The sequence below is a fragment of the Streptomyces sp. ISL-98 genome (assembly GCF_018614055.1).
GTDB classification, from domain to species: Bacteria; Actinomycetota; Actinomycetes; order Streptomycetales; family Streptomycetaceae; genus Streptomyces; species Streptomyces spiramyceticus.
In genome coordinates this window covers 46,893-67,469 of sequence record NZ_JAGGPB010000020.1, presented here as the reverse complement: position 1 = coordinate 67,469, position 20,577 = coordinate 46,893, and the positions used below count along the sequence as shown (strand labels likewise).

General features: G+C 69.8%; 20 protein-coding genes and 1 riboswitch. Of the genes, 10 read left to right on the top strand and 10 right to left on the bottom strand.

Annotation, left to right across the window (positions count from 1 at the left end; translation table 11 throughout):
• Nucleotides 1-55: 55 nt before the first annotated feature.
• Entirely contained in the window at nucleotides 56-916 is an 861-nt protein-coding gene (locus J7I98_RS14905; protein WP_214921164.1) for a triacylglycerol lipase, read from the top strand.
• Nucleotides 917-1,131: 215 nt separating this feature from the next.
• Complete coding sequence (locus tag J7I98_RS14900; RefSeq protein ID WP_214921163.1) at nucleotides 1,132-2,724, top strand: M23 family metallopeptidase; 1,593 nt, start codon at nucleotides 1,132-1,134, stop codon at nucleotides 2,722-2,724.
• 54 nt (nucleotides 2,725-2,778) lie between these two features.
• On the opposite strand, the gene pcrA is transcribed toward J7I98_RS14900, so the two are convergent.
• On the bottom strand, nucleotides 2,779-5,244 hold the full coding sequence (gene pcrA, locus J7I98_RS14895) for a DNA helicase PcrA (protein WP_214921162.1): 2,466 nt from the start codon (nucleotides 5,242-5,244) through the stop codon (nucleotides 2,779-2,781).
• A 293-nt stretch (nucleotides 5,245-5,537) separates the two neighbouring features.
• A riboswitch (cyclic di-AMP (ydaO/yuaA leader) is annotated at nucleotides 5,538-5,701 on the top strand.
• Between pcrA and J7I98_RS14890 the strand changes: the two genes are divergently transcribed.
• Nucleotides 5,700-6,911, top strand: coding sequence for an NlpC/P60 family protein (locus J7I98_RS14890; protein ID WP_214921161.1), 1,212 nt, complete (start codon nucleotides 5,700-5,702; stop codon nucleotides 6,909-6,911). It overlaps the preceding riboswitch by 2 nt.
• Nucleotides 6,912-6,974: 63 nt before the next feature.
• Here the strand turns inward: J7I98_RS14890 and J7I98_RS14885 are convergent, their stop codons facing one another.
• Nucleotides 6,975-7,328: a hypothetical protein gene (locus J7I98_RS14885; RefSeq protein ID WP_214921160.1), complete on the bottom strand. Its 354-nt coding sequence runs from the start codon at nucleotides 7,326-7,328 to the stop codon at nucleotides 6,975-6,977.
• A gap of 331 nt (nucleotides 7,329-7,659) precedes the next feature.
• On the opposite strand from J7I98_RS14885, the gene J7I98_RS14880 reads away from it, so the two are divergent.
• Nucleotides 7,660-8,733 carry an NlpC/P60 family protein gene (locus J7I98_RS14880; RefSeq protein ID WP_308377771.1) on the top strand — a complete coding sequence of 358 codons (1,074 nt, stop codon included), beginning with the start codon at nucleotides 7,660-7,662 and terminating at the stop codon, nucleotides 8,731-8,733.
• A gap of 23 nt (nucleotides 8,734-8,756) precedes the next feature.
• On the opposite strand, the gene J7I98_RS14875 is transcribed toward J7I98_RS14880, so the two are convergent.
• Nucleotides 8,757-9,143 (bottom strand): VOC family protein, encoded by a 387-nt coding sequence (locus J7I98_RS14875; protein WP_214921159.1) that lies wholly within the window; start codon nucleotides 9,141-9,143, stop codon nucleotides 8,757-8,759.
• A 75-nt stretch (nucleotides 9,144-9,218) separates the two neighbouring features.
• On the bottom strand, nucleotides 9,219-9,725 hold the full coding sequence (locus J7I98_RS14870) for a DinB family protein (protein ID WP_214921158.1): 507 nt from the start codon (nucleotides 9,723-9,725) through the stop codon (nucleotides 9,219-9,221).
• A 100-nt stretch (nucleotides 9,726-9,825) separates the two neighbouring features.
• Between J7I98_RS14870 and J7I98_RS14865 the strand changes: the two genes are divergently transcribed.
• The 3 genes from J7I98_RS14865 to J7I98_RS14855 all read left to right on the top strand — a co-directional run bounded on the left by J7I98_RS14865 (nucleotide 9,826) and on the right by J7I98_RS14855 (nucleotide 11,550).
• Nucleotides 9,826-10,161, top strand: coding sequence for a helix-turn-helix transcriptional regulator (locus J7I98_RS14865; RefSeq protein ID WP_214921157.1), 336 nt, complete (start codon nucleotides 9,826-9,828; stop codon nucleotides 10,159-10,161).
• Nucleotide 10,162: 1 nt separating this feature from the next.
• Complete coding sequence (locus tag J7I98_RS14860) at nucleotides 10,163-10,915, top strand: cation transporter (RefSeq protein WP_214921156.1); 753 nt, start codon at nucleotides 10,163-10,165, stop codon at nucleotides 10,913-10,915.
• Between the two features lie 62 nt (nucleotides 10,916-10,977).
• Complete coding sequence (locus J7I98_RS14855) at nucleotides 10,978-11,550, top strand: NADAR family protein (protein WP_214921155.1); 573 nt, start codon at nucleotides 10,978-10,980, stop codon at nucleotides 11,548-11,550.
• A 9-nt stretch (nucleotides 11,551-11,559) separates the two neighbouring features.
• On the opposite strand, the gene J7I98_RS14850 is transcribed toward J7I98_RS14855, so the two are convergent.
• Nucleotides 11,560-12,258 (bottom strand): response regulator transcription factor, encoded by a 699-nt coding sequence (locus tag J7I98_RS14850; RefSeq protein ID WP_214921154.1) that lies wholly within the window; start codon nucleotides 12,256-12,258, stop codon nucleotides 11,560-11,562.
• Nucleotides 12,255-13,547 (bottom strand): ATP-binding protein, encoded by a 1,293-nt coding sequence (locus J7I98_RS14845; protein ID WP_214921153.1) that lies wholly within the window; start codon nucleotides 13,545-13,547, stop codon nucleotides 12,255-12,257. Before J7I98_RS14845 ends, J7I98_RS14850 begins: the two co-directional genes overlap by 4 nt.
• Nucleotides 13,548-13,715: 168 nt before the next feature.
• Here J7I98_RS14845 and J7I98_RS14840 point away from each other — a divergent pair, with 168 nt between their 5' ends.
• Both J7I98_RS14840 and J7I98_RS14835 read left to right on the top strand, forming a co-directional pair.
• A complete protein-coding gene (locus J7I98_RS14840; RefSeq protein WP_214921152.1) occupies nucleotides 13,716-15,059 on the top strand; it encodes a PspC domain-containing protein in 1,344 nt (447 codons plus the stop codon).
• Nucleotides 15,046-15,369, top strand: a complete 324-nt coding sequence (locus J7I98_RS14835) for a hypothetical protein (protein WP_308377770.1) — start codon at nucleotides 15,046-15,048, stop codon at nucleotides 15,367-15,369. The genes J7I98_RS14840 and J7I98_RS14835 overlap by 14 nt, the downstream gene beginning before the upstream one ends.
• Here the strand turns inward: J7I98_RS14835 and J7I98_RS14830 are convergent.
• The 4 genes from J7I98_RS14830 to guaA form a co-directional block, all read right to left on the bottom strand.
• Nucleotides 15,279-15,776, bottom strand: a complete 498-nt coding sequence (locus J7I98_RS14830) for a DoxX family protein (protein WP_214921305.1) — start codon at nucleotides 15,774-15,776, stop codon at nucleotides 15,279-15,281. The two genes, J7I98_RS14835 and J7I98_RS14830, sit on opposite strands and share 91 nt — an antisense overlap.
• A 190-nt stretch (nucleotides 15,777-15,966) precedes the next feature.
• Nucleotides 15,967-17,232 carry a hypothetical protein gene (locus J7I98_RS14825; protein WP_214921151.1) on the bottom strand — a complete coding sequence of 422 codons (1,266 nt, stop codon included), beginning with the start codon at nucleotides 17,230-17,232 and terminating at the stop codon, nucleotides 15,967-15,969.
• Between the two features lie 105 nt (nucleotides 17,233-17,337).
• Entirely contained in the window at nucleotides 17,338-18,126 is a 789-nt protein-coding gene (locus J7I98_RS14820) for a class II aldolase/adducin family protein (RefSeq protein ID WP_214921150.1), read from the bottom strand.
• A 227-nt stretch (nucleotides 18,127-18,353) separates the two neighbouring features.
• Nucleotides 18,354-19,937 (bottom strand): glutamine-hydrolyzing GMP synthase, encoded by a 1,584-nt coding sequence (gene guaA, locus J7I98_RS14815; protein WP_214921149.1) that lies wholly within the window; start codon nucleotides 19,935-19,937, stop codon nucleotides 18,354-18,356.
• Between the two features lie 316 nt (nucleotides 19,938-20,253).
• Between guaA and J7I98_RS14810 the strand changes: the two genes are divergently transcribed.
• Complete coding sequence (locus J7I98_RS14810; RefSeq protein WP_214921148.1) at nucleotides 20,254-20,544, top strand: chorismate mutase; 291 nt, start codon at nucleotides 20,254-20,256, stop codon at nucleotides 20,542-20,544.
• The last annotated feature ends 33 nt before the right edge of the window (nucleotides 20,545-20,577 follow it).

The window sequence follows — 20,577 nt, the reverse complement described above, 5'->3', positions numbered from 1 at the left end:
GAGGGCCCACGGGGGGACAGAGCCGCCGCCCCGCGTGCCGTTCGGGAGGTCGGCCATGAGGGTCTTACCCTTCTTGTTTTTCTTTCCGCCCCGTCTGCGCCGGATACGGCTGTCGGCCGCGCTCCTGAGAGCCACCGCCCTGGAGCTGGCGATCCTCGCCGGGCACCTGTTTCTCTACCCCTCGGGCATCGCCCAGGAGCGCCGGGACTCCCCCGCCCCACCCCCCGAGCCGGTCGCTCCGGTCCCGCCCGAAGCCTCCCGGCTGCCCACGGCCGGACCGGACCACCTGCCCGTCGTCCTGCTCCACGGCTTCGTGGACAACAGGTCCGTCTTCGTCCTGCTGCGCCGCTCTCTGGCCCGGCACGGCTGGCGCCATCTGGAGTCGCTCAACTACTCACCGCTGACCTGCGACATCCGCACCGCCGCCGAGCTGCTCGCCCGCCATGTCGACGAGATCCGCGAGCGTACGGGCCACACCGAGGTCGACATCGTCGGCCACAGCCTCGGCGGCCTGATCGCCCGCTATTACGTGCAGCGGCTCGGCGGCGACATCCGGGTACGCACCCTTGTCACCCTCGGCACCCCGCACTCGGGCACCACAGTGGCCCCACCCATGAACGCCCACCCCATCGTGCGGCAGATGCGCCCCGGCTCCGATGTGATCGAAGAGCTCCGCAGGCCGGCGCCCGGCTGCCGCACCCGGTTCGTGAGTTTCTGGAGCGATCTCGACCAGTTGATGCTCCCCGTGGAGACGGCCTGCGTCACGCACCAGGACCTCATCGTGCAGAACGTCCGAGTGACAGGAATCGGCCATCTCGCCCTGCCCGTACACCCGGCGGTCGCCGTCGGCATCCGGCAGGCGCTCCAGACTCAGGACGCGGCGGCGGGAGCGTCGGGCTCGGTCTCGGTCGCCTGAACCACAGTCGAACACTGGTCGAACGTAGGATCAAAGCTGTGCCCGCCGTCCGCCAAAAGACGGCCGAATGCCCGATTCCGGTGCCCTCAATTCCTGGCGAAGATTGTCGCCGTCCCTTACCGCCGGGTACAGTCGCGCCACTGCTTTGCCTCTGGGGCCCCTCCCGGGACCCCAGCCCCCACAGGTCCTGATTTGCCGAGGCGAGAGAGAAGTTGGTGGACGACCAGCACGCCCACGCCGGGTACGACGGCTACTCCACCGGCAGCTTCCAGACAGACCCCCTCTTCGGCGCCCTCCCCGACGCGGAAAGCCACTACGGGGCAGGGCACAGCGGTCAGTACGACTCCACCCAGTGGGACACAACGGGCGCCCAGGCGCCGAGTTACGACGCCTACGCCACGCAGCAGTACGACACCACCGGAACCTGGGCCACCGTCGGCTATCAGACAACCGCGGACATTCCGGCACAGTCGACCGGCCAGTGGGACTCCAACGCCTGGAATCAGACAGGTCAGTTCGGGACCGGCTCATACGAGACCGGCCCCTACGAAAACGGCCAGTACGAGACCGGTCAGTACGAAGCGACGCAGTTCACGCAGGCCGCGGACACCACCGGCCACTGGAACACGACGCCCGGATACGACACAGGCGCGTACGAAACCGGCGCGTACGACACCACCGCCTGGAACACCGGCCACACGGACCACACCGCACCCACCACCAGCCACACCGGTGCGTACGCCACCATCCCGCCCCAGCAGCAAGTCTCCTACGAGACCGCAGAGTTCCCGGCGGTCGACCTGGTCGAGGCACCTGCGGCGTACAAGGCAACGCACGACGCGGCGCACGACACCCAGGGCACCCACGACACGCCCGACGCCTACGAGCAGCCGTACGGTCATGCGTACGAGCCTGAACCCGAGCCGTACGACGCACCCGAGGCCCAGCCGGGGGACGAACCGGAAGACGAACCGGCGGGCTACGAAAGCGAACTCGCCTCCGCCACACCCGTCGCATCAGTATCCGTCGGCCCCCGCTCCGCCCGTCGCTCCGCGAGCCGCAGCCGCCGCCGCACCCCCGCCAAGCGCTCCGCCCTCTTCACCGTCGCCGTGCCCTCCGCCTGCGTGATGGGCGTCGCCGGTATCGCCGCGGCCTCGGTCAGCGGCGTCGGGTCCGGCGCCCCCGAGGAGAAGAAGGGCACCGCCACCACGGCCTCTGCCACCGACCCGGGTTCGGTCAAACCCGTGGCCGTGAACAACAAGCTGGACACCCAGCTCGCCAACCTCAGCGCGGACGCCGACGACTTCGCCGACCGCGCCAGCCGTACGCAGGAGCGCATCGACCTCAGGGCCCGCCAGGCCGCAGAGAAGAAGCGCAAGGCCGAGGAGGCCGCCCGCAAGGAGGCCGCCCGCCCCAAGTTCGCACTGCCGGTCGAGCAGCAGGGCCTCAGCGCGTACTACGGCCAGGCCGGGGTCAACTGGATGTCCGTGCACTCCGGCATCGACTTCCCCGTCTCGTACGGCACACCGGTCCAGGCCGCGACCGACGGCACGGTCCGCACGCAGTACAACACCGCTTACGGAAACATGGCCATAGTGACCGCCGCCGACGGCACGGAGACCTGGTACTGCCACCTCAGCAGCACCAAGGTCCGCTCCGGCTCGGTCCAGGCGGGCGACGTCATCGCGTACTCCGGCAACTCGGGCAACTCCACCGGCCCGCACCTCCACTTCGAGGTGCGCCCCGGCGGCGGCTCGGCCGTCGACCCGCTTCCGTGGCTCCGCAGCCACGGCCTCAGCCCGACGTAAAACCGAACCACCCCTCCCCCGCTACGGGGGTCGACGGTCGGCAACCCGCCGCCGCTACAGCTTCTCGACCGGCGCGTACCGCAGCAGCAGCTTCTTCGGCCGCTCGTCGCCGAAGTCGATCGTCGCCTGCGCGTCCGCCCCGGTCCCCGTCACCGTCATCACGGTGCCGAGCCCGAACTGGTCGTGCGTGACCCGGTCACCGACCGACAGCGCAATCACCGGCTTGTCCGAAGCCCGACGCGTCGCGAACCCCGAAGCGCCACCGCCGGACCGCGACCGCGAGGACAGCGAAGCCGACAGCGACGAAGCGACGCCGGACATCGAACCCGAGCCGGCGCCCGAACCCGCTCCGACCTGCGCACCCTTCCGCTTCCACGTCAGATGCGTCTCCGGGATCTCCTCCAGGAAGCGCGACGGCGGGTTGTACGAAGGCTGCCCCCATGCACTGCGCATCGTCGACCGCGTGAGGTAGAGCCGTTCGCGGGCGCGCGTGATGCCGACGTACGCGAGCCGCCGCTCCTCCTCCAGCTCCTTGGTCTGGCCGAGCGCGCGCATGTGCGGGAAGACGCCGTCCTCCATGCCCGTCAGGAACACCACGGGGAACTCGAGGCCCTTGGCTGTGTGCAGCGTCATCAGCGTGATGACACCGGACCCGTCCTCGTCCTCGTCGGGGATCTGGTCGGAGTCGGCGACGAGCGCGACCTTCTCCAGGAATTCGGCCAGCGTCCCGGGCTCCTCACCCTCGCGCTCCTGCTCGAACTCCAGGGCAACAGCGGCCAGCTCCTGAAGGTTCTCGATACGCGTCTCGTCCTGCGGGTCGGTCGAGGCCTGCAACTCGGCGAGGTAACCGGTCCGTTCGAGGACGGCCTCCAGCACCGTGGCGGGCCCGGCTCCCGACTCGACGACCGTACGGAGCTCTTCCATCAGCGTGTTGAAGCGCTTCACCGCGTTGGCCGAGCGCGCCGCCATGCCGTACGCCTCGTCCACGCGCCGCAGCGCCTGCGGGAAGCTGATCTTCTCGCGCAGCGACAGCGCGTCGATCATCGCCTCGGCTCGGTCGCCGATGCCCCGCTTCGGTACGTTCAGGATGCGGCGCAGCGGAACGGTGTCCTCCGGGTTCGCCAGGACGCGCAGATACGCCAGGACGTCCCGGACCTCCTTGCGCTCGTAGAAGCGGACGCCGCCGACGACCTTGTACGGCAGCCCGACCCGGATGAAGATCTCTTCGAAGACACGGGACTGGGCGTTCGTACGGTAGAAGACGGCGACGTCGCCGGCCTTCGCGTCGCCCGCGTCCGTCAGCCGGTCGATCTCCTCGGCGACGAACTGGGCCTCGTCGTGCTCGGTGTCCGCGACGTAACCGGTGATCAGGGAGCCGGCACCGGCTTCCGTCCACAGGTTCTTGGGGCGGCGGTTCTCGTTGCGCTCGATGACCGCGTTGGCCGCGGTGAGGATGGTCTGCGTCGAGCGGTAGTTCTGCTCCAGCAGGATCGTCTTCGCGTCCGGGTAGTCCTCCTCGAACTGGAGGATGTTGCGGATGGTCGCACCACGGAAGGCGTAGATCGACTGGTCCGCGTCACCGACGACGCACAGCTCGGCCGGCGCACGGTCCTCGCCGGAAGGCCCTACCAGCTCGCGCACGAGCGTGTACTGAGCGTGGTTGGTGTCCTGATACTCGTCGACCATGACGTGGCGGAAGCGCATCCGGTAGTGCTCGGCGACGTCCGGGAACGCCTGGAGCAGATGCACCGTGGTCATGATGATGTCGTCGAAGTCCAGGGCATTGGCCTCGCGCAGCCGCGCCTGGTACATCGCGTACGCCTGCGCCAGCGTCTTCTCGAAGCCGTCGGCGGCCTGGCCCGCGAAGGTCTCTTCGTCTATCAGCTCGTTCTTCAGGTTCGAGACCTTGGCGCTGAAGGCCTTCGGCGGGAAGCGCTTCGGGTCGAGGTCGAGATCGCGGCAGACGAGCGCCATCAGGCGCTTCGAGTCGGCGGCATCGTAGATCGAGAACGAGGACGTGAAGCCGAGCTTCTTCGACTCGCGGCGCAGGATGCGCACACACGCGCTGTGGAACGTGGAGACCCACATATGGCCCGCGCGCGGGCCCACGAGGTCCTCGACGCGCTCCTTCATCTCGCCTGCGGCCTTGTTGGTGAAGGTGATCGCCAGGATCTGGCCGGGGTGCACACCCCGCTTGGCCAGCAGGTATGCGATCCGGTGGGTCAGGACCCGGGTCTTGCCCGAGCCCGCGCCGGCCACGATGAGCAGCGGCGACCCGGCGTGCACGACAGCGGCGCGCTGCTCTTCGTTCAGGCCGTCGAGCAGCGCGGCGGCGTCCACGGCGGGGCGCGGGGCGCCGTCCCTGTAGTACGTGTCCCTGGCCGCCGGAGGCGCGTCGAAAGCACCGCCGAAGAGGTCGTGCGGGACCTCCTCCGGGGAGGTGTCCTCGGGGGGCGGCGGGGCCGATTCCTCCGTGGGCTGGAGGTCGGCCAGGAAGCTGTCGTCAAAGAGGCTGCTCATCGTCTACCAAGCTTAGGCGCGACCACCGACAGCCCGCCCCGGATTCCCCCGCTCCCCTCACTTCGGGCGGGAGGGGACCCGTATCCGGCGTGTGTGACGTTGACCACCCCGCCACGCGAAGGCGGGCGGGGTGGGTGGGGGGCGGCCCGCAGCGCCCGCGCCGATCACCCCGACCACAAAGGTCACGAAAATGTATCGGGCATTTCGAACATCAGACTTCCCAGTAGTAACGGGAGTTGGCTAACGTGCAGCGACGGGCGGCTCGTACCCCCACCGGCGAACGGCGTCGGAGCGGGCGGCCCACGCCGAATCCGTGCTGCCACAGGGCAGTTCGGAACCGGGGACCCACACGCACCACCTGGGGTGAATCGGTACGTACTTCCCACGGACCGTAGGGCAGCCTTCCGTTCCGCCCGAACCCGACAGCTAACCCGGTAGGCGGTCCACGGAAGGAGATGCCGACCTTGGCGTCGCATCGCAAACCGCGCAATCGCACACGCACCGCCGCGCCCGCCCTCGGCATATCGACGGCCGCCCTCGCCTCCGTCGGCCTGCTCGCCCAGAGCGCCGGTGCTGCGCCGGCCGCTCCTGTCGCGCCGATCTCCCCGGCCGAGCCCAAGCCGACGGTCGAAGAGGTGCAGAAGAAGGTCGACGACCTCTACCGCCAGGCCGGCACCGCGACGCAGAAGTACAACAAGTCGAAGGAAGCCACCGAGCAGCAGCGGAAGTCGGTCGACGGCCTGCTCGACGCCGTGGCCAAGCGCACCGAGAAGCTGAACGAGGCCCGGCGCAAGCTCGGCAACTACGCGGCCGCGCAGTACCGGACGGGTGCGATCACCCCGACCGCCGCGCTGCTCCTCGCGGACAGCCCGCAGGCGTACTTCGACCAGAACCAGATGATGGACCGGATGACGGACCGTCAGCAGGCAGATGTCACCGACTTCGAGAAGAAGCAGGCGGAGGCGTCGAAGGAGCGCGCCGAGGCGTCGAAGAGCCTGGAGAGCCTCACGGAGTCGCAGGCCTCCCTCAAGACAGCCAAGCAGGACGTACAGCGCAAGCTCGGCGAGGCGCGCGAGCTGCTGTCACAGCTGACGGCGGAGGAGAAGGCGCGGCTCGCGGAGCTGGAGAAGAAGCGGGAAGCGGAGGCGCGGCGCAAGGCGGAGGCCAAGGCCAAGGCGGAAGCCGAGGCGAAGGCCGAGGAGGAGCGCCGCCGCCAGCAGGAAGAGGCACAGCAGGACGATCCGGGTACGGGCACAGGTACGGGCACAGACACCGGGACCGGAACAGGCACAGGAACCGACGCCGGTGACGCGTACGCCGCCAAGGCCGAGAAGGTCATCGCCTTCGCCCGCGCCCAGATCGGCAAGCCCTACGTCTGGGGCGCCACGGGCCCCAGCTCGTACGACTGCTCCGGCCTGACCCAGGACGCCTGGAAGGCCGCCGGGGTGGACCTCCCCCGCACCACCTGGGACCAGGTCGAGGTCGGCACGCGCGTCGCCACCGAGAACCTCAAGCCGGGCGACCTGGTCTTCTTCTACGACGACATCAGCCACGTAGGGATCTACATCGGCAACGGCAAGATGATCCACGCCCCGAAGCCCGGAGCGTACGTCCGCGAGGAGTCGATCTACTACATGCCGATCTACGGCAGCGTACGACCCGCCTAGTCCCCCGGCCCCGCACCGACTCTGGACCTGAGCCACCCGCAGGCACTCCGCCCCCCGGTCGGCTCAGGTCCAGAGCACCGCGATGAAGATGTTGGCGACGGTCAGTCCGCCGACCGCGCCGAAGAGCGCCTTCTCGATCTTCTCGTCGTCCCGCTTGACGTACACCAGGCCCAGGATCACCACGAGGATCGCCAGCTTGATCCCGATCTTGAGGTTGTTCACCGTCTGGTCGTCCGCCTGGTTGAGCCCCACCAGCGCCACGCCCGTGACCAGCATCGTCACCGCGCCGTGCAGCATCGCCGGGGTGAAGCGGGCCGTGCCCGCGCCCATGGCCTTCATCTGGGTCAGGAAGCCGCCGAGCAGCGAGGCGATTCCGATGATGTGCAGGCCGACGAAGACATTGATCAGTACGTCCATGGGCCGGAGCCTAGCCATGGCCCTAGCAGCACCCGGCGCCCAGGTACCCCTCATTCGCCACATCGGTCACGGAAGTACGGGAACACCCCGCTCCCCCGTGAGTCCACTTGTCACTCACGATCACCACATCACCTAATTCAGTCACTGTCGGCTATTCCGTCACTCTCCCGTGACCTCCGGTTTAGCGTCCCTCCCAGGTGACCGGCTCCCCACCGCCGCCCCTCCCCGGAGCGGCAGTCGGCCGCCTACCGCCGAAAGTCCGGCGGCGGCCCGCTCCCCCTGTGGCGGACCGCCGCCGGACGCGAACGGACGACGTACAGGACGGAAGGACGTGGACGCCCTCGTGGCCGCGCACCGAAAGCCCAAGCAGCGCACGCTCACCGGCAGCACCGCCCGCACCGCCGCTACCCTCGCCCTCGCCGGAGCCGCGAGCGCCACCGCCTTCGAGGGTGCCGGACACGCGGAGCCCGCCCTCACCCCCGCTCAGGTGAAGGCCAAGGTCGACCGGCTCTACCACGACGCCGAGGTCGCCACCGAGAAGTACAACGGCGCGAAGGAGAAGGCGGGCGAGGCCCGCGAGTCGCTGGACGAGCTGCGCGACGAAGCCGCCCGCAGGACCGACCGGCTCAATGCCTCGCGCAACGCGCTCGGTTCGCTCGCCACCGCCCAGTACCGGACGGGCGCCATCGACCCGGCCGTGCAGGTCGCGCTGAGTTCCGACCCGGACCAGTACCTGGAGCGCGCCTCGATCGCCGACCGGGCCGGTGACCGGCAGTCCGCGGCCGTCACGGGGATCCGCCGGCAGCTCGGCGAGATCAGCAGGCTGCGCGGTGAGGCGGACGACCGCCTCGAAGAACTCAAGTCCCACCAGGCGGTGCTGAGGAAGAGCAAGGCGAAGATCCAGGACAAGATCGGCGCCGCCGAGGACCTCCTGTCCCGGCTGACCGCGGCTCAGCGCGCGCAGTACGCCGCCGAGGACGGCCACGGCAACTCCACCGCCGTCCCCCGCGCCGACCGCGCCGCCGCACGCGGCGCGGGTCCGGTCCAGGCCCCGAACGCCCGGGCCTCAGAAGCGATTTCGTTCGCCTACGGAGCCATCGGCAAACCCTACGTCTGGGGCGCTACGGGCCCCTCGGCCTTCGACTGCTCGGGCCTCACGCAGGCCGCCTGGCAGGCGGCGGGCGTCGCCCTCCCCCGTACGACGTACACCCAGATCAACGCCGGGCAGCGCATCCCCCGCTCCCAACTCGCCCCCGGTGACCTGGTCTTCTTCTACTCCGGCATCACCCACGTAGGCCTCTACATCGGCGACGGCCAGATGATCCACGCCCCCCGCCCCGGCGCCCCGGTCCGCGTCGCGCCGATCGACGAGATGCCGTACGCGGGGGCGACGCGGCCGGCGTAGGCGGGCCCGGGGCGGTACGCGGGTCACTCCCCGGCGGGAGTGACCCAGTCGACGAGCTGGATGATCACGCTGTTGGGGTCGGTGACCTGGAAAAGGCGCTCGCCCCACGGCTCTTCACGCAGCTCCATGCTGATGTCGACGCCCGCGCCCTTGAGCCGCTCGTACTCCGCCGGAAGGTCGTCGACGGTGAACGCGACGATCACCCCGGCCGCGTGCTGATCCCGGAACCCCTCGGGCAGCACCTCGATCCCCCGCTTCAGGAAGATCACGTTCACCGCGTCCTCCCGCGTGAGCGAAGCGAAGCCGTCGGCAGCCATGGCCTCCTGGAAGCCGAAGTGGGTGGTGAGGAAGCCGACCGAGGCGGGTACGTCGTCGACGGTCAGCGATATGGCGGTGGCGGTGATCTTCACGTGTGCTCCTGGGAGTTGGTACGGCTGATGCGTATGGGGTGCGTATTGGGTCTGACTCACTGGCCAGAGGCTGATCTACTCACCGGTGGTTCCATCGATGCGCTCCCGGAGCAGATCCGCATGGCCGTTGTGCCTCGCGTACTCCTCGATCATGTGGGTGAGGATGTAGCGCAGCGAGAACACCTCGTCGCGGTAACTCCCGGTGGCGTCAAGGGATTCGGCGGCGTCCACGATGGCGCGGGAACGCGCGCACTCCTCGTGCCAGATCCTGAACGCTTCGTCGGGATCGGCGGATTCGATGTCGAACTCGGCGAACTCGCCGGGCTTCCCACCCGGCCAATGGGCCTTGCTTCCCTCGCCGTTCAGCGTGTTCCGGAACCAGCCCCGCTCGACCTCGGCCATGTGCCGGACCAGCCCGAGCAGCGACAGCCCGGAGGGAGGAATGGCCTTCTCCTTGAGCTGCCCGGTGGTCAGCCCGGCGCATTTCATGGCGAGAGTCTCGCGCTGATATTGGAGGAAACCGGTCAGCGAGGCGCGCTCGTCGGCCACCAGGGGAGGCTCGGTTCTCTCATGATCTTCCATCGGAGCATCATGCCAAGGCTTTGGTCAGGAGGCGGTAGAGATTAGAGATGGCGAGAATCCAGGCTTCTATGAATTCAGTAATCCATGTACTGTCGTGGATGTGCTGACTCTCGCTTCCGACGTCGAGGTGCTGGTGCGGTTCGGCCGCGCGCTCGCCGACCCGATCCGCTGCCGGCTGCTGCTCGCCCTGCGCCAGGCGCCCGCCCATCCGTCCGACCTTGCCGAGGCGCTCGGGATCTCCCGTACCCGGCTGTCGAACCACCTGGCCTGCCTGCGCGACTGCGGCCTGGTCATCGCCGTGCCCGTGGGCCGTCGCACCCGCTACGAGCTGGCCGACCCCCGCCTCGGTCACGCGCTGGACGACCTGCGCACCGCTGTGGTGGCGGTGGAGACCGACCGTACGTGCGCCGACGCCGACGAAAAGGGCTGCTGCTGACATGAGCGCGGAGACATCCACCGGCCCGGCGCCGGCCCGCCTCGATGCGCTCACTCGCCGTGTACGGATGCTGGTTGCCGCCACCATCGCCTACAACGTCGTCGAGGCGGCCGTGGCCATCACGGCGGGGACGCTCGCCTCCTCCACCGCGCTGGTCGGCTTCGGCCTGGACTCGGTCGTCGAGGTCTCCTCCGCCGCGGCGGTCGCCTGGCAGTTCTCCGCCCGCGAGCACGCCGTGCGCGAGGCGCGGGAGAAGACCACGCTGCGGATCATCGCCGTGTCGTTCTTCGCGCTGGCCGCCTACGTCACGTTCGACGTCGTACGGGCGCTGGCCGGCACCGGCGAGGCGGAGCGTTCCGTCCCCGGCATCGTGCTCGCCGCCCTGTCGCTGGCGGTCATGCCGGTCCTGTCGGCCGCCCAGCGCAAGGCGGGGCGCGAACTCGGCTCGGCGTCGGCGGTAGCCGACTCCAAACAGACCCTGCTGTGTACGTACTTGTCGGCCGTACTGCTGGTCGGCCTGGTACTCAACGCCACCCTGGGCTGGTCATGGGCCGACCCGATCGCCGCGCTCGCGATCGCAGCGGTGGCGGTCAAGGAGGGGAGGGACGCGTGGCAGGGCAAGGCCTGCTGCGCGCCTCACGCCCCCGCCCCCGCCGCCGCGGTGCCGGCGCCGCCGCAGGCCGAGGCGGATGGCCGCGGCTGCCGTACTGGGTGCGACTGCTGCAGCGGAGCCGCGTGTGTGCGGGATCGGTAAAACGGTGTGGTTCGAGGTCAATTCGCTTGAGGCTGTCGGCACCCGTATGTAACGGTGCGTCAATGTTGAACGACCGGCACACCGCGCTCCCCATGTCCGTAGAGGAGGCCATCGCAGCAGAACAGAGCACCGAACGGCCCCTCCGCTATCTCTACTTCTGGGGCCACCGGCCCACCCGCGGCGCCGCCGCCGGTCCCGGCTGTCTCAGCCAGTGGTGGCCCGTGGACTTCGTCGAGGACGGCCACACCTACCGCTCCGCCGAGCACTACATGATGGCTCACAAGGCGTGGCTGTTCGACGATCCCGCAACCGCCGCCAAGGTTCTCGACGCCAAGCATCCCGCCGAGGCAAAAGCCCTGGGCCGCCAGATCCGCAACTTCGACGAGAAGACGTGGCGCGAGCACCGCTACGGCATCGTCGTACGCGGCAACATCGCCAAGTTCGGCCGGCACGACGCCCTGCGTGAGTACCTCGGCGCCACCCGCAACCGCGTCCTGGTCGAAGCCAGCCCCCTCGACCGGGTCTGGGGCATCGGCCTCGCGGCCGACGACGAACGGGCCGCATCGGCATCCACCTGGCGCGGGCTCAACCTCCTCGGCTTCGCCCTGATGGATGCCCGTAATCAGCCGCAATAGGGCAGTACGTCAGACCAGGCGGCGGGCCGTCGCCCAGCGCGTCAGCTCGTGCCTGTTCGACAGCTGCAGCTTGCGCAGGACCGCGGACACATGCGACTCGACCGTCTTCACCGAGATGAAGAGCTGCTTCGCGATCTCCTTGTACGCGTAACCCCGCGCGATCAGCCGCAGCACCTCCCTCTCCCGCTGCGTCAGCCGGTCCAGGTCCTCGTCCACCGGCGGCGCGTCCGTCGACGCGAACGCGTCGAGTACGAAGCCCGCGAGGCGCGGCGAGAAGACCGCGTCGCCGTCCTGGACGCGGAAGATGGAGTCCACCAGGTCCGCACCCGTGATCGTCTTCGTCACGTAGCCGCGCGCCCCGCCCCGGATCACGCCGATCACGTCCTCCGCCGCGTCCGACACCGACAGTGCCAGGAAGCGCACCGCGTTCTCCGCCGCCCCCATCATCGGCGCGCAGCGGCGCAGGACTTCGACGCCACCGCCGCCCGGGAGGTGCACGTCGAGCAGGACGACCTCGGGGCGGGTCGCCGTGATGACGGTGACCGCCTGGTCGACGTCGGCGGCCTCGCCGACGACCTCGACGCCCGTCGTCTCGGTCTGGCCGATCTCCGCCTGCACGCCCGTGCGGAACATCCGGTGATCGTCCACCAGCACCACTCGTACCCTGCGTTCCACGCTGTCCCCGGTTGCCTCGGTTGCCTCGGTCATGCGTCCGCCGCCCTCTCCATCTCCAGCTCGACTTCCGTGCCCCCGTCGGGCGCGGAACGCAGCCTCGCCGTACCGCCGTTGCGCCGCATACGGCCGATGATTGATTCTCGTACGCCCATACGGTCGCCAGGCACCGAATCCAGATCGAACCCGGGTCCCCGGTCCCGTACGGAGACGAAGACCGTCCGGCCCTCGACCTCCGCGTAGACCTGCACCGCTCCGCCCTCGCCACCGTACTTGGCGGCGTTGACCATCGCCTCGCGTGCGGCCTGCATCTGGGCGCCCAGTTTGTCGTCGAGGGGGCAGTCGCCGACGACCACGACCTCCAGCGGTACGCCGTGCTTGTCCTCGACCTCGGCGGCGGAGCGCTTCACCGCCTCCGCGAGGGTGGCGGGCTCCTCCGACTCCTCCTTGCCGTTGCCCTCGGGCTTGTACAGCCAGTTGCGGAGCTCGCGTTCCTGCGCGCGGGCCAGGCGGCGCACTTCGCCCACATCCTCCGCGTTGCGCTGGATCAGGGTGAGGGTGTGGAGGACGGAGTCGTGCACGTGGGCGGCGACCTCGGCGCGTTCCTGGGCGCGGATGCGCATCAGGCGTTCCTCGGAGAGGTCCTGGGTCATGCGTACGAGCCAGGGGCCCGCCAGCAGTGCGATGCCCACGAGCACCGCGAGCGCCGCCGTCAGTACGTTGCCCAGTTGCGCCGCGGAGCCGCGTACCACCAGGAACGCGGTCAGGCCCATGCCGACCAGGGCGACGCCCGCCATGCCGCGCGCGATCTGCAGCATCCGGCGGCGGCGGCCGGTCTCCATCCAGTGGGCGCGGCGCGCGTTGTCCGCCTGGCGCCAGACGAGGACCACGCCGAGGCCGATCAGCAGCGTCGGCCAGATGTACCGTCCGGCATTGCCGCCCACCTCGACGTTGCTGACGAAGGTGACGGCGCCGACGAGCAGTGCGAAGAGCGCGAAGACCTGGCCCTTGTCGGGTTTACGCAGCCTGCGGCGCCCGTCGAGCGTGGTCTCGAAGACCGATCGCGGCGCGTCGACGCCGCCCACGCCCAGTGGGACGACGAACCAGAAGACGGCGTACAGCAACGCGCCCATGCCGTCCGCGAGGAAGAGCGCCAGGAAGACGATCCGTACCCACACCACCGGCAGCCCGAGATGCCCGGCGAGCCCGCGCGCCACGCCGCCCAGCATCCGCCCTTCGGCGCTGCGGTACAGCTTGCGCGGCTGCGGCTCCTCCGGCTCGGGGGCGCGGGAGCTGGTGGCCCGGCGGGGCGTGGCGACTGGCATGTCCCGATAGTCACATGTACGGGTAGGCAGGGGCATCAGGGTCGGCCCCCTACGTGTCCCTTACGTATCCCGCGCCACGTGCCGAAAAGCCCTCTCGGGGTCGAAATCAGGGATGGTCCAGGGTCGCCGATGGTCCCACCGCGCCGAACCGCCCGTCACCATGGACCCATGACAGATGCGCAGCAGGCCGCCCCGGTGGGCGCCGACGCCGAACCGGGCCCGGGTCAGCCGCCGCTGCGCCGCATGAAGCGGCAGAAGGTCGTGGGCGGCGTGTGCGGCGGACTCGGCCGGCATTTCGACCTCGACCCGGTGATTTTCCGTATCGGGCTCGGCGTCCTGGCCGTGACCGGCGGCATCGGCCTGATCTTCTACGGCTTCGCCTGGCTGTTCATCCCGCTCGACGGCGAGGACGAGAACGAGGCCCGCCGGCTGCTGACGGGCCGCGTCGACGGGGCCACACTTGTCGCCGTGCTGTTCGCCCTGGTGGGCTGCGGCCTGTTCCTGTCGATGCTGAACAACGGCAGCGTCCTCGGCTTCGCCGTGATGCTGTCGATCGCCCTCACCGGCGCCACGTACTGGTCCCAGCGCCGCCGCCACGCCGACCCCGAGACCGGCCCGCTCGACCCGGTGGCCGCACAGGCCGTGGCGGTCGCGCCGCCCGAGACGCAGGCGCCGCCCGTTCCGGGCGCCCCCTCGTGGTGGCGGGACCCGATCATCAAGGACGGCACGACGGGCCCGGTCGGCATCGGTTACCTGTGGGGCCCCGAGGGCGCGGCCGTGGACGACGTACCGCCTCCGGCCACGGGTCCGTCCCCGCAGCCGGGCCGCCCGCCGCAGCAGCCGCGCCGCGACCCGGCGACGCGCGGGCCGCGCGGCATCGGCGGCCGGGTGTTCCTGCTGGCCGTGCTCGCGGGCGGGCTCGGCACCGGGCTGTCGTGGGACGCCCAGCCGTTCGGTACGAGCCTCCAGATCGGCCTCTCCTGCGCGCTCACCGTCTTCGGCCTCGGCATAGCGGTCAGCGCCTTCCTCGGGCGTACGGGACTCGGCACGATCCTGCTCACCGTGGTCACGGCGGCGCTGCTGGCCGGGTCGGCCGCGCTGCCGAAGGAGATCACGACGGACTGGATGCGTACGGACTGGAAGCCCACGACGGCCGCGTCCGTGCAGCCGGTGTACGAACTCGGGTCCGGCATCGGCACGCTCGACCTCAGCGGCGTACGCATCCCGCCCGACGGGACGGTCACCACCCGGGTGCAGGTGGGCGCCGGGCAGGCCAAGGTCGTCGTACCGAGGGGCGCGACCGTGGAGACGGACATCGACGTGGGCCTGGGCGACGTACAGCTGCCCGGGGAGAAGCGGCAAGACGCTGGAGACATCGACATCCGGACCGGTGTGGACACGCAGAAGACACTCAAGGCCCCGATGGACAAGGGCACCAAGCCCGCCGGGACGCTTGAGCTGCACCTGGAAGTAGGCGTAGGACAGGTGGAGGTGACCCGTGCCGCACGGTGAGAACGACAGCAGCGAGAACCACAGCACCAGTCCTGAGCGGCGACGCTCCCGCTTCCGGCACGAGTTCCGTCCCGGCAAGCTGATCATCGGCCTGGTGATGGCGGGCACGGCCGGCGCGTACCTCGGTGACGCCGCGGGCGCCTGGCAGACCCCGTCCTACGTGGCGCTTCCGGCGGTCTGCTTCGGGCTGCTGCTCGCGGGCGCGGCGACCTGGGTCAGTTACGGCCTGCGCCGTCGCGCCGCCAGGGCGGCGTCGACGGACAGCACGGACGCACCCGCCAGCAGCAGCGGCAGCCACGCCATCAGGTAGGCCAGGTCGTTCCCGTAGTAGTACGGCTCGGTCTGCCAGCTCACGGTCAGCCACAGGCTCAGCGAGATCAGCGCCCCGCCGAGCGCGGCGAGCCGTGCGAGCAGGCCGATCAATGTGCCGAGGCCGACGGCGATTTCACCGGCCCCGATGGCGAGGCCGAACCCCTCCGGGTTCTTCAGGGCCAGGTCGACCATCTCCGGGATCGCCGCGCTGTCGCGTACCGCGTTCATCATCTCGCCGATCGAGCCGGTGCCGCTCGCGGAGAGGAAGACGTCGTCGGTGATCTTGTCCAGGCCCGCGTAGATGAAGGTGACACCGAGGAAGACCCGCAGCGGCAGCAGTGCGTACCGGCTCGCGGTCGCCTTCCAGCCGCCGGGCCCGCGGGGGCCCTCGTCCATGTCCGTCATGATGCCGCCGGTCGAATAGCCGCCGTGAGCCATGGTGGTCCGCCTCTCCCAAACGCCCTTGCGGCGCGGGGCTGATTTTCCCCGCGCCCCTCGAAGAGGCATACGTATGCCGCACCGGTCGGGCTCAAGTAGCGATCAATTCGGGTTCGAGCCGGGATCGAGCCGGGTTCAAGTCAGGCGCAAGTCGGGCTCAGTCAGTGACGTCGATCGTCACCCGATCGGTCTCCGTACCCGCCGCAGTGATCACCTGTACGTCGACCCGCCCGGGCTCGACCTCAACCGGCACAGGCACCGTCAGCACCGTGTCCGTCGGGTTGGAGAAGCCGCCCGACACCGGAATCAGCGGCACATGGACGTGCACCGTGCCGATCCGTACGACCAACCTGGCCAGCCGGTCGGGCGTCTGCGCGCCCGGCGGTACGAATCCCGCGCCCCGGATCTCGATGTCGTCGCCGGTACGGATGGGCGCGTCCAGATCGCCCGCCTCCCTGGCCCGTACGACGGAGAGGATGACCGGACGCCCGCCCTCCGCGTACTTGCCCGCGAAGTACGTCGCCGCCGACACGGCCACCAGCAGGGCGAGGCCCCACGGCAGGTCGGGCAGCTGCTCGGGGCGCCGGGCCAGCCGCACCGCCGCGAAGACGACGGCGACCGCGCTCACCAGGACGTACTGGACGTCGGCGAAGCTGCCCCGGCCCGCGTCGTCGGTGAGGAGGTCGGCTGCGCGGGGGCGGTCGGCCCGTACCTTCTGGAGGCGCTGCGCGAGGATGCGTACGGTCACCACGTGGCGTACGAGGACGGCGATTCCGCAGGTCAGCGCGAGGACGGTCACCATGCCGACGCCACGGGCGAGTTCGAGGCCCGCGATGAGCGCGTCACGGTCGGCGTGGTCGGACGCGCCGGCCAGCTGGATCGCGATGACCAGCACCGCGAAGACGACGAGCAGCACCCAGGCCGCGGCGACGGCCCGCGAGGTGGACAGCCGGTTGTCTTCACCGATGACCGGCGCGAGGAGCCCGCCGCGCGCCCGGTGCACGCGTGCCGCGACGGTCAGCAGGGCGGCGGTGATGAGCCCGGCCAGCATCCCCGCCGTACGCGCGGTCGTCCATCCGGCGCCGATGGCGGTGAACGCCTGCGCGAGTACGAGCACGATCACCCCGCCCCACACCACGAACAGCGTGCTCCGCCACACCAATTGCAGCCACGCCTCGCCCGCCTCGCGGCTGCGCTCGGCGACCGCGCGGGCGGACTGGGTCAGCTCGTCGGACACCCACTGGCGCGAGGCACCGGTGGAGTGCGCGACGGCGGCGGGCAGCCCCTGGCCGGTGGCCAGGCCGTCCCGCTTGGCAAGGAATTCCGCCACCGCGCGACGGTGTCCCTCACGCGCACCGTGCGGGCAGTCACCGCACATGCAGCCACCACTGTGCGTGCTCTGTCTCGCCTCTTGCACCGCCACGGAAAACGCCGCCCTTGTCTTTCGAACCCGTTGAAGAGAACTCCCCCACGCTGTCCGGAAATTGTGCCGTACGAAGAGCAGACCGCGCGCAACCAGCCGTACGAGCTACACCAGCAGCTCGGGCTCTGCGCGGCTGATCTGCCGCCACAGCGGCTGGTGGTTGATCCACGCGACAAGATCACTTCCGAGCTGCTCGCGGGTGGCGACCGCGTCCTTGTGGTCGATCAGCACGGGCCTGCCCGCCGCCCGCGCCGCGAGCTGCACCTGACAGGAGCGCTCCATCGAGATGAACCACCAGGCCGCCGCGTCCACCGAGTCCCCGACAGTCAGCAGCCCGTGATTGCGCAGGATGACAGCCTTGTGAGCGCCCAGCGCACCGGCGATCCACCGCCCTTCCTCCTCGTCCACGGACACTCTGGTGTACGCGTCGTACAGAGCGTGATCCTCGTAGAAGGCACAGGCTTCCTGGGTGATCGGGTCGAGCAGCTCGCCGAGCGCGGACAGGGCCCGGCCGTGGACGGAGTGGGTGTGCGCGACGGCCACGACGTCCGGCCTGGCCCGGTGCACCTGGGCGTGGACCATGAAGGCCGCCTGGTTGACGTGGCGGCTGCCTTCGACGACCTGGCCCTCCCCGTTGACGAGGATCAGATCGCTCACGGTCATGTCCGCGAAGGCGAGACCGAAGGGATTCACCCAGAAGCAGTCGGGGTACTGCGGGTCGCGCGCGGTGATGTGCCCCGAGACGCCTTCCTCGTACCCGTACCGCCCGAACAGCCTGAGCGCCGCGGCCAGCCGTTCCTTGCGGTACCGGCGTTCCTCGGCGGCGGTCGCATGGGTGGGCGGCATCGCGAAGGCCAGCTGCTCGACGGGCACGGGCGTGGGCGTCTCAGTCATGCGCCGGAAGCTACCGCGTGGTACCGGAGGTGAACAGAGGTGTGCGTGATCAGTCGCCGGCAGGCCGACCGCGGTTGATCGCGGTGAGGTCGATGTCGATGTCGAACGGGACCGTCTCGCATGCGACGGAGTCTCGCGTGCAAAGTCGGCGCACCCAATGGGAACGACAACGCCGCCGCTCAAACGAATGAGCGACGGCGTCGGCGTTGAAGGGGGCTGAGCGGGGACTACTCCCACTCGATCGTGCCCGGCGGCTTCGACGTCACATCGAGCACCACCCGGTTCACGTCCGCGACCTCGTTCGTGATGCGGGTCGAGATCTTCGCCAGTACGTCGTACGGCATCCGCGTCCAGTCCGCCGTCATCGCGTCCTCGGACGAGACCGGGCGCAGCACGATCGGGTGGCCGTACGTCCGGCCGTCACCCTGGACGCCGACGGACCGTACGTCCGCGAGCAGCACGACCGGGCACTGCCAGATGTCGCGGTCCAGACCGGCCGCCGTCAGTTCCTCGCGGGCGATCGCATCGGCCTCGCGCAGCAGGTCGAGGCGCTCCTTCGTGACCTCGCCGACGATACGGATACCGAGGCCGGGGCCGGGGAACGGCTGGCGCTGGACGATCTCCTCCGGGAGGCCGAGCTCCTGGCCGACCATCCGGACCTCGTCCTTGAAGAGCTGGCGCAGCGGCTCGACGAGCTCGAACTCCAGGTCCTCGGGGAGGCCGCCCACGTTGTGGTGGGACTTGATGTTCGCGGTGCCGGTGCCGCCGCCGGACTCGACCACGTCCGGGTAGAGCGTGCCCTGCACGAGGAACGCGACGTCCTCGCCCTCCGCGCCGGCCTCGGCGACGATCTCCGCCTGGGCCTGCTCGAAGACGCGGATGAACTCGCGGCCGATGATCTTCCGCTTCTCCTCGGGGTCGGAGACCCCGGCGAGCGCGCTCAGGAAGCGCTCCTGCGCGTCGACGACCTTCAGCTGGATGCCGGTCGCCGCGACGAAGTCCTTCTCGACCTGCTCGGTCTCGCCCTTGCGCATCAGACCGTGGTCGACGTACACGCAGGTCAGCTGGTCGCCGATGGCCTTCTGCACGAGCGCTGCCGCGACCGCCGAGTCCACGCCGCCGGACAGGCCGCAGATGGCGCGCTTGGTGCCGACCTGCGCGCGGATCGCGGCGATCTGCTCCTCGACGACGTTGTGCGTGGTCCAGTCGGGCTCGATGCCCGCGCCCCGGTAGAGGAAGTGCTCCAGGACCTGCTGGCCGTGCGTGGAGTGCATCACCTCGGGGTGGTACTGCACGCCGTACAGCTTCTTCTCGTCGTTCTCGAAGGCGGCGACCGGCACGACGTCCGTGGACGCGGTGACGGTGAAGCCCTCGGGCGCCGCCGAGCAGGCGTCGCCGTGCGACATCCACACCGACTGCTCGGTGGGGGTGCCCTCGAACAGCGTGGAGCCGGTCTTGGAGACGGCGAGAGGGGTACGCCCGTACTCGCGCGCACCGTTGTCGTCGACGGTGCCGCCGAGCGTCGTGGCCATCAGCTGGAAGCCGTAGCACATGCCGAAGACGGGGACCCCGGACTCGAAGATCTCACGGTCGAGGGTCGGGGCGCCCTCGGCGTACACGGAGGACGGACCACCGGAGAGGATGATCGCCTTGGGGTTCTTGGCCAGCATCTCCGCCACCGGCATGGTGCTCGGGACGATCTCGCTGTAGACCCGGGCCTCACGGACACGGCGGGCGATGAGCTGGGCGTACTGCGCGCCGAAGTCGACAACGAGGACGGCGTCGGGGGCGGCGGGGGGCACTGCTGGCACGGGGCGGCCTTCCGGCGGTGAAGGGGAGTCGTTGTTGTCGATTCTAACGGCGGCGCCGCATTCCCCTTGTCTCACCATCCGAACCCGGAATTGGCCGACCGGAGGGACCGGGCCATACTGGGCGCCATGCACAAGCAGCTGAGCTTCCTCTTTACCTATGGCACCCGGTCCGACCGGTGCCATAGGCCGAGCTGCTTGAGCAACTGACAAGCGACTTCGCAGGCGCCCCGGGCCGACAAGGCCCGGGGCGTTCTGTCTTTTCCGGGCCGGGTCGCCGCCTGGGGTGCCGTACCCCTTCACTTCAGGAGTTACGGACATGAGCATCCCCACTGCCACTGAGAAGACCGGCGCCCGCACCGACGAGGCGGCCGATCTCATCGGCAACGCCCGCGAGCGCATCGACTCGCTCGACGACCGGATCATCGGTCTGATCCAGGAACGGATGGCCGTTTCGGCCGTCATCCAGGAGGCCCGGATCACCTCGGGCGGGCGCCGCGTGAACCTGTCCCGCGAGATGGAGGTCCTCGCCCACTACAGGGACGCGCTCGGCAAGCCCGGCACGGCGCTCGCCATGACGATGCTGGAGCTGTGCCGCGGCCGCATCTGACCGCATCTGAGTTCGGGCACGTCCTCACCCGTA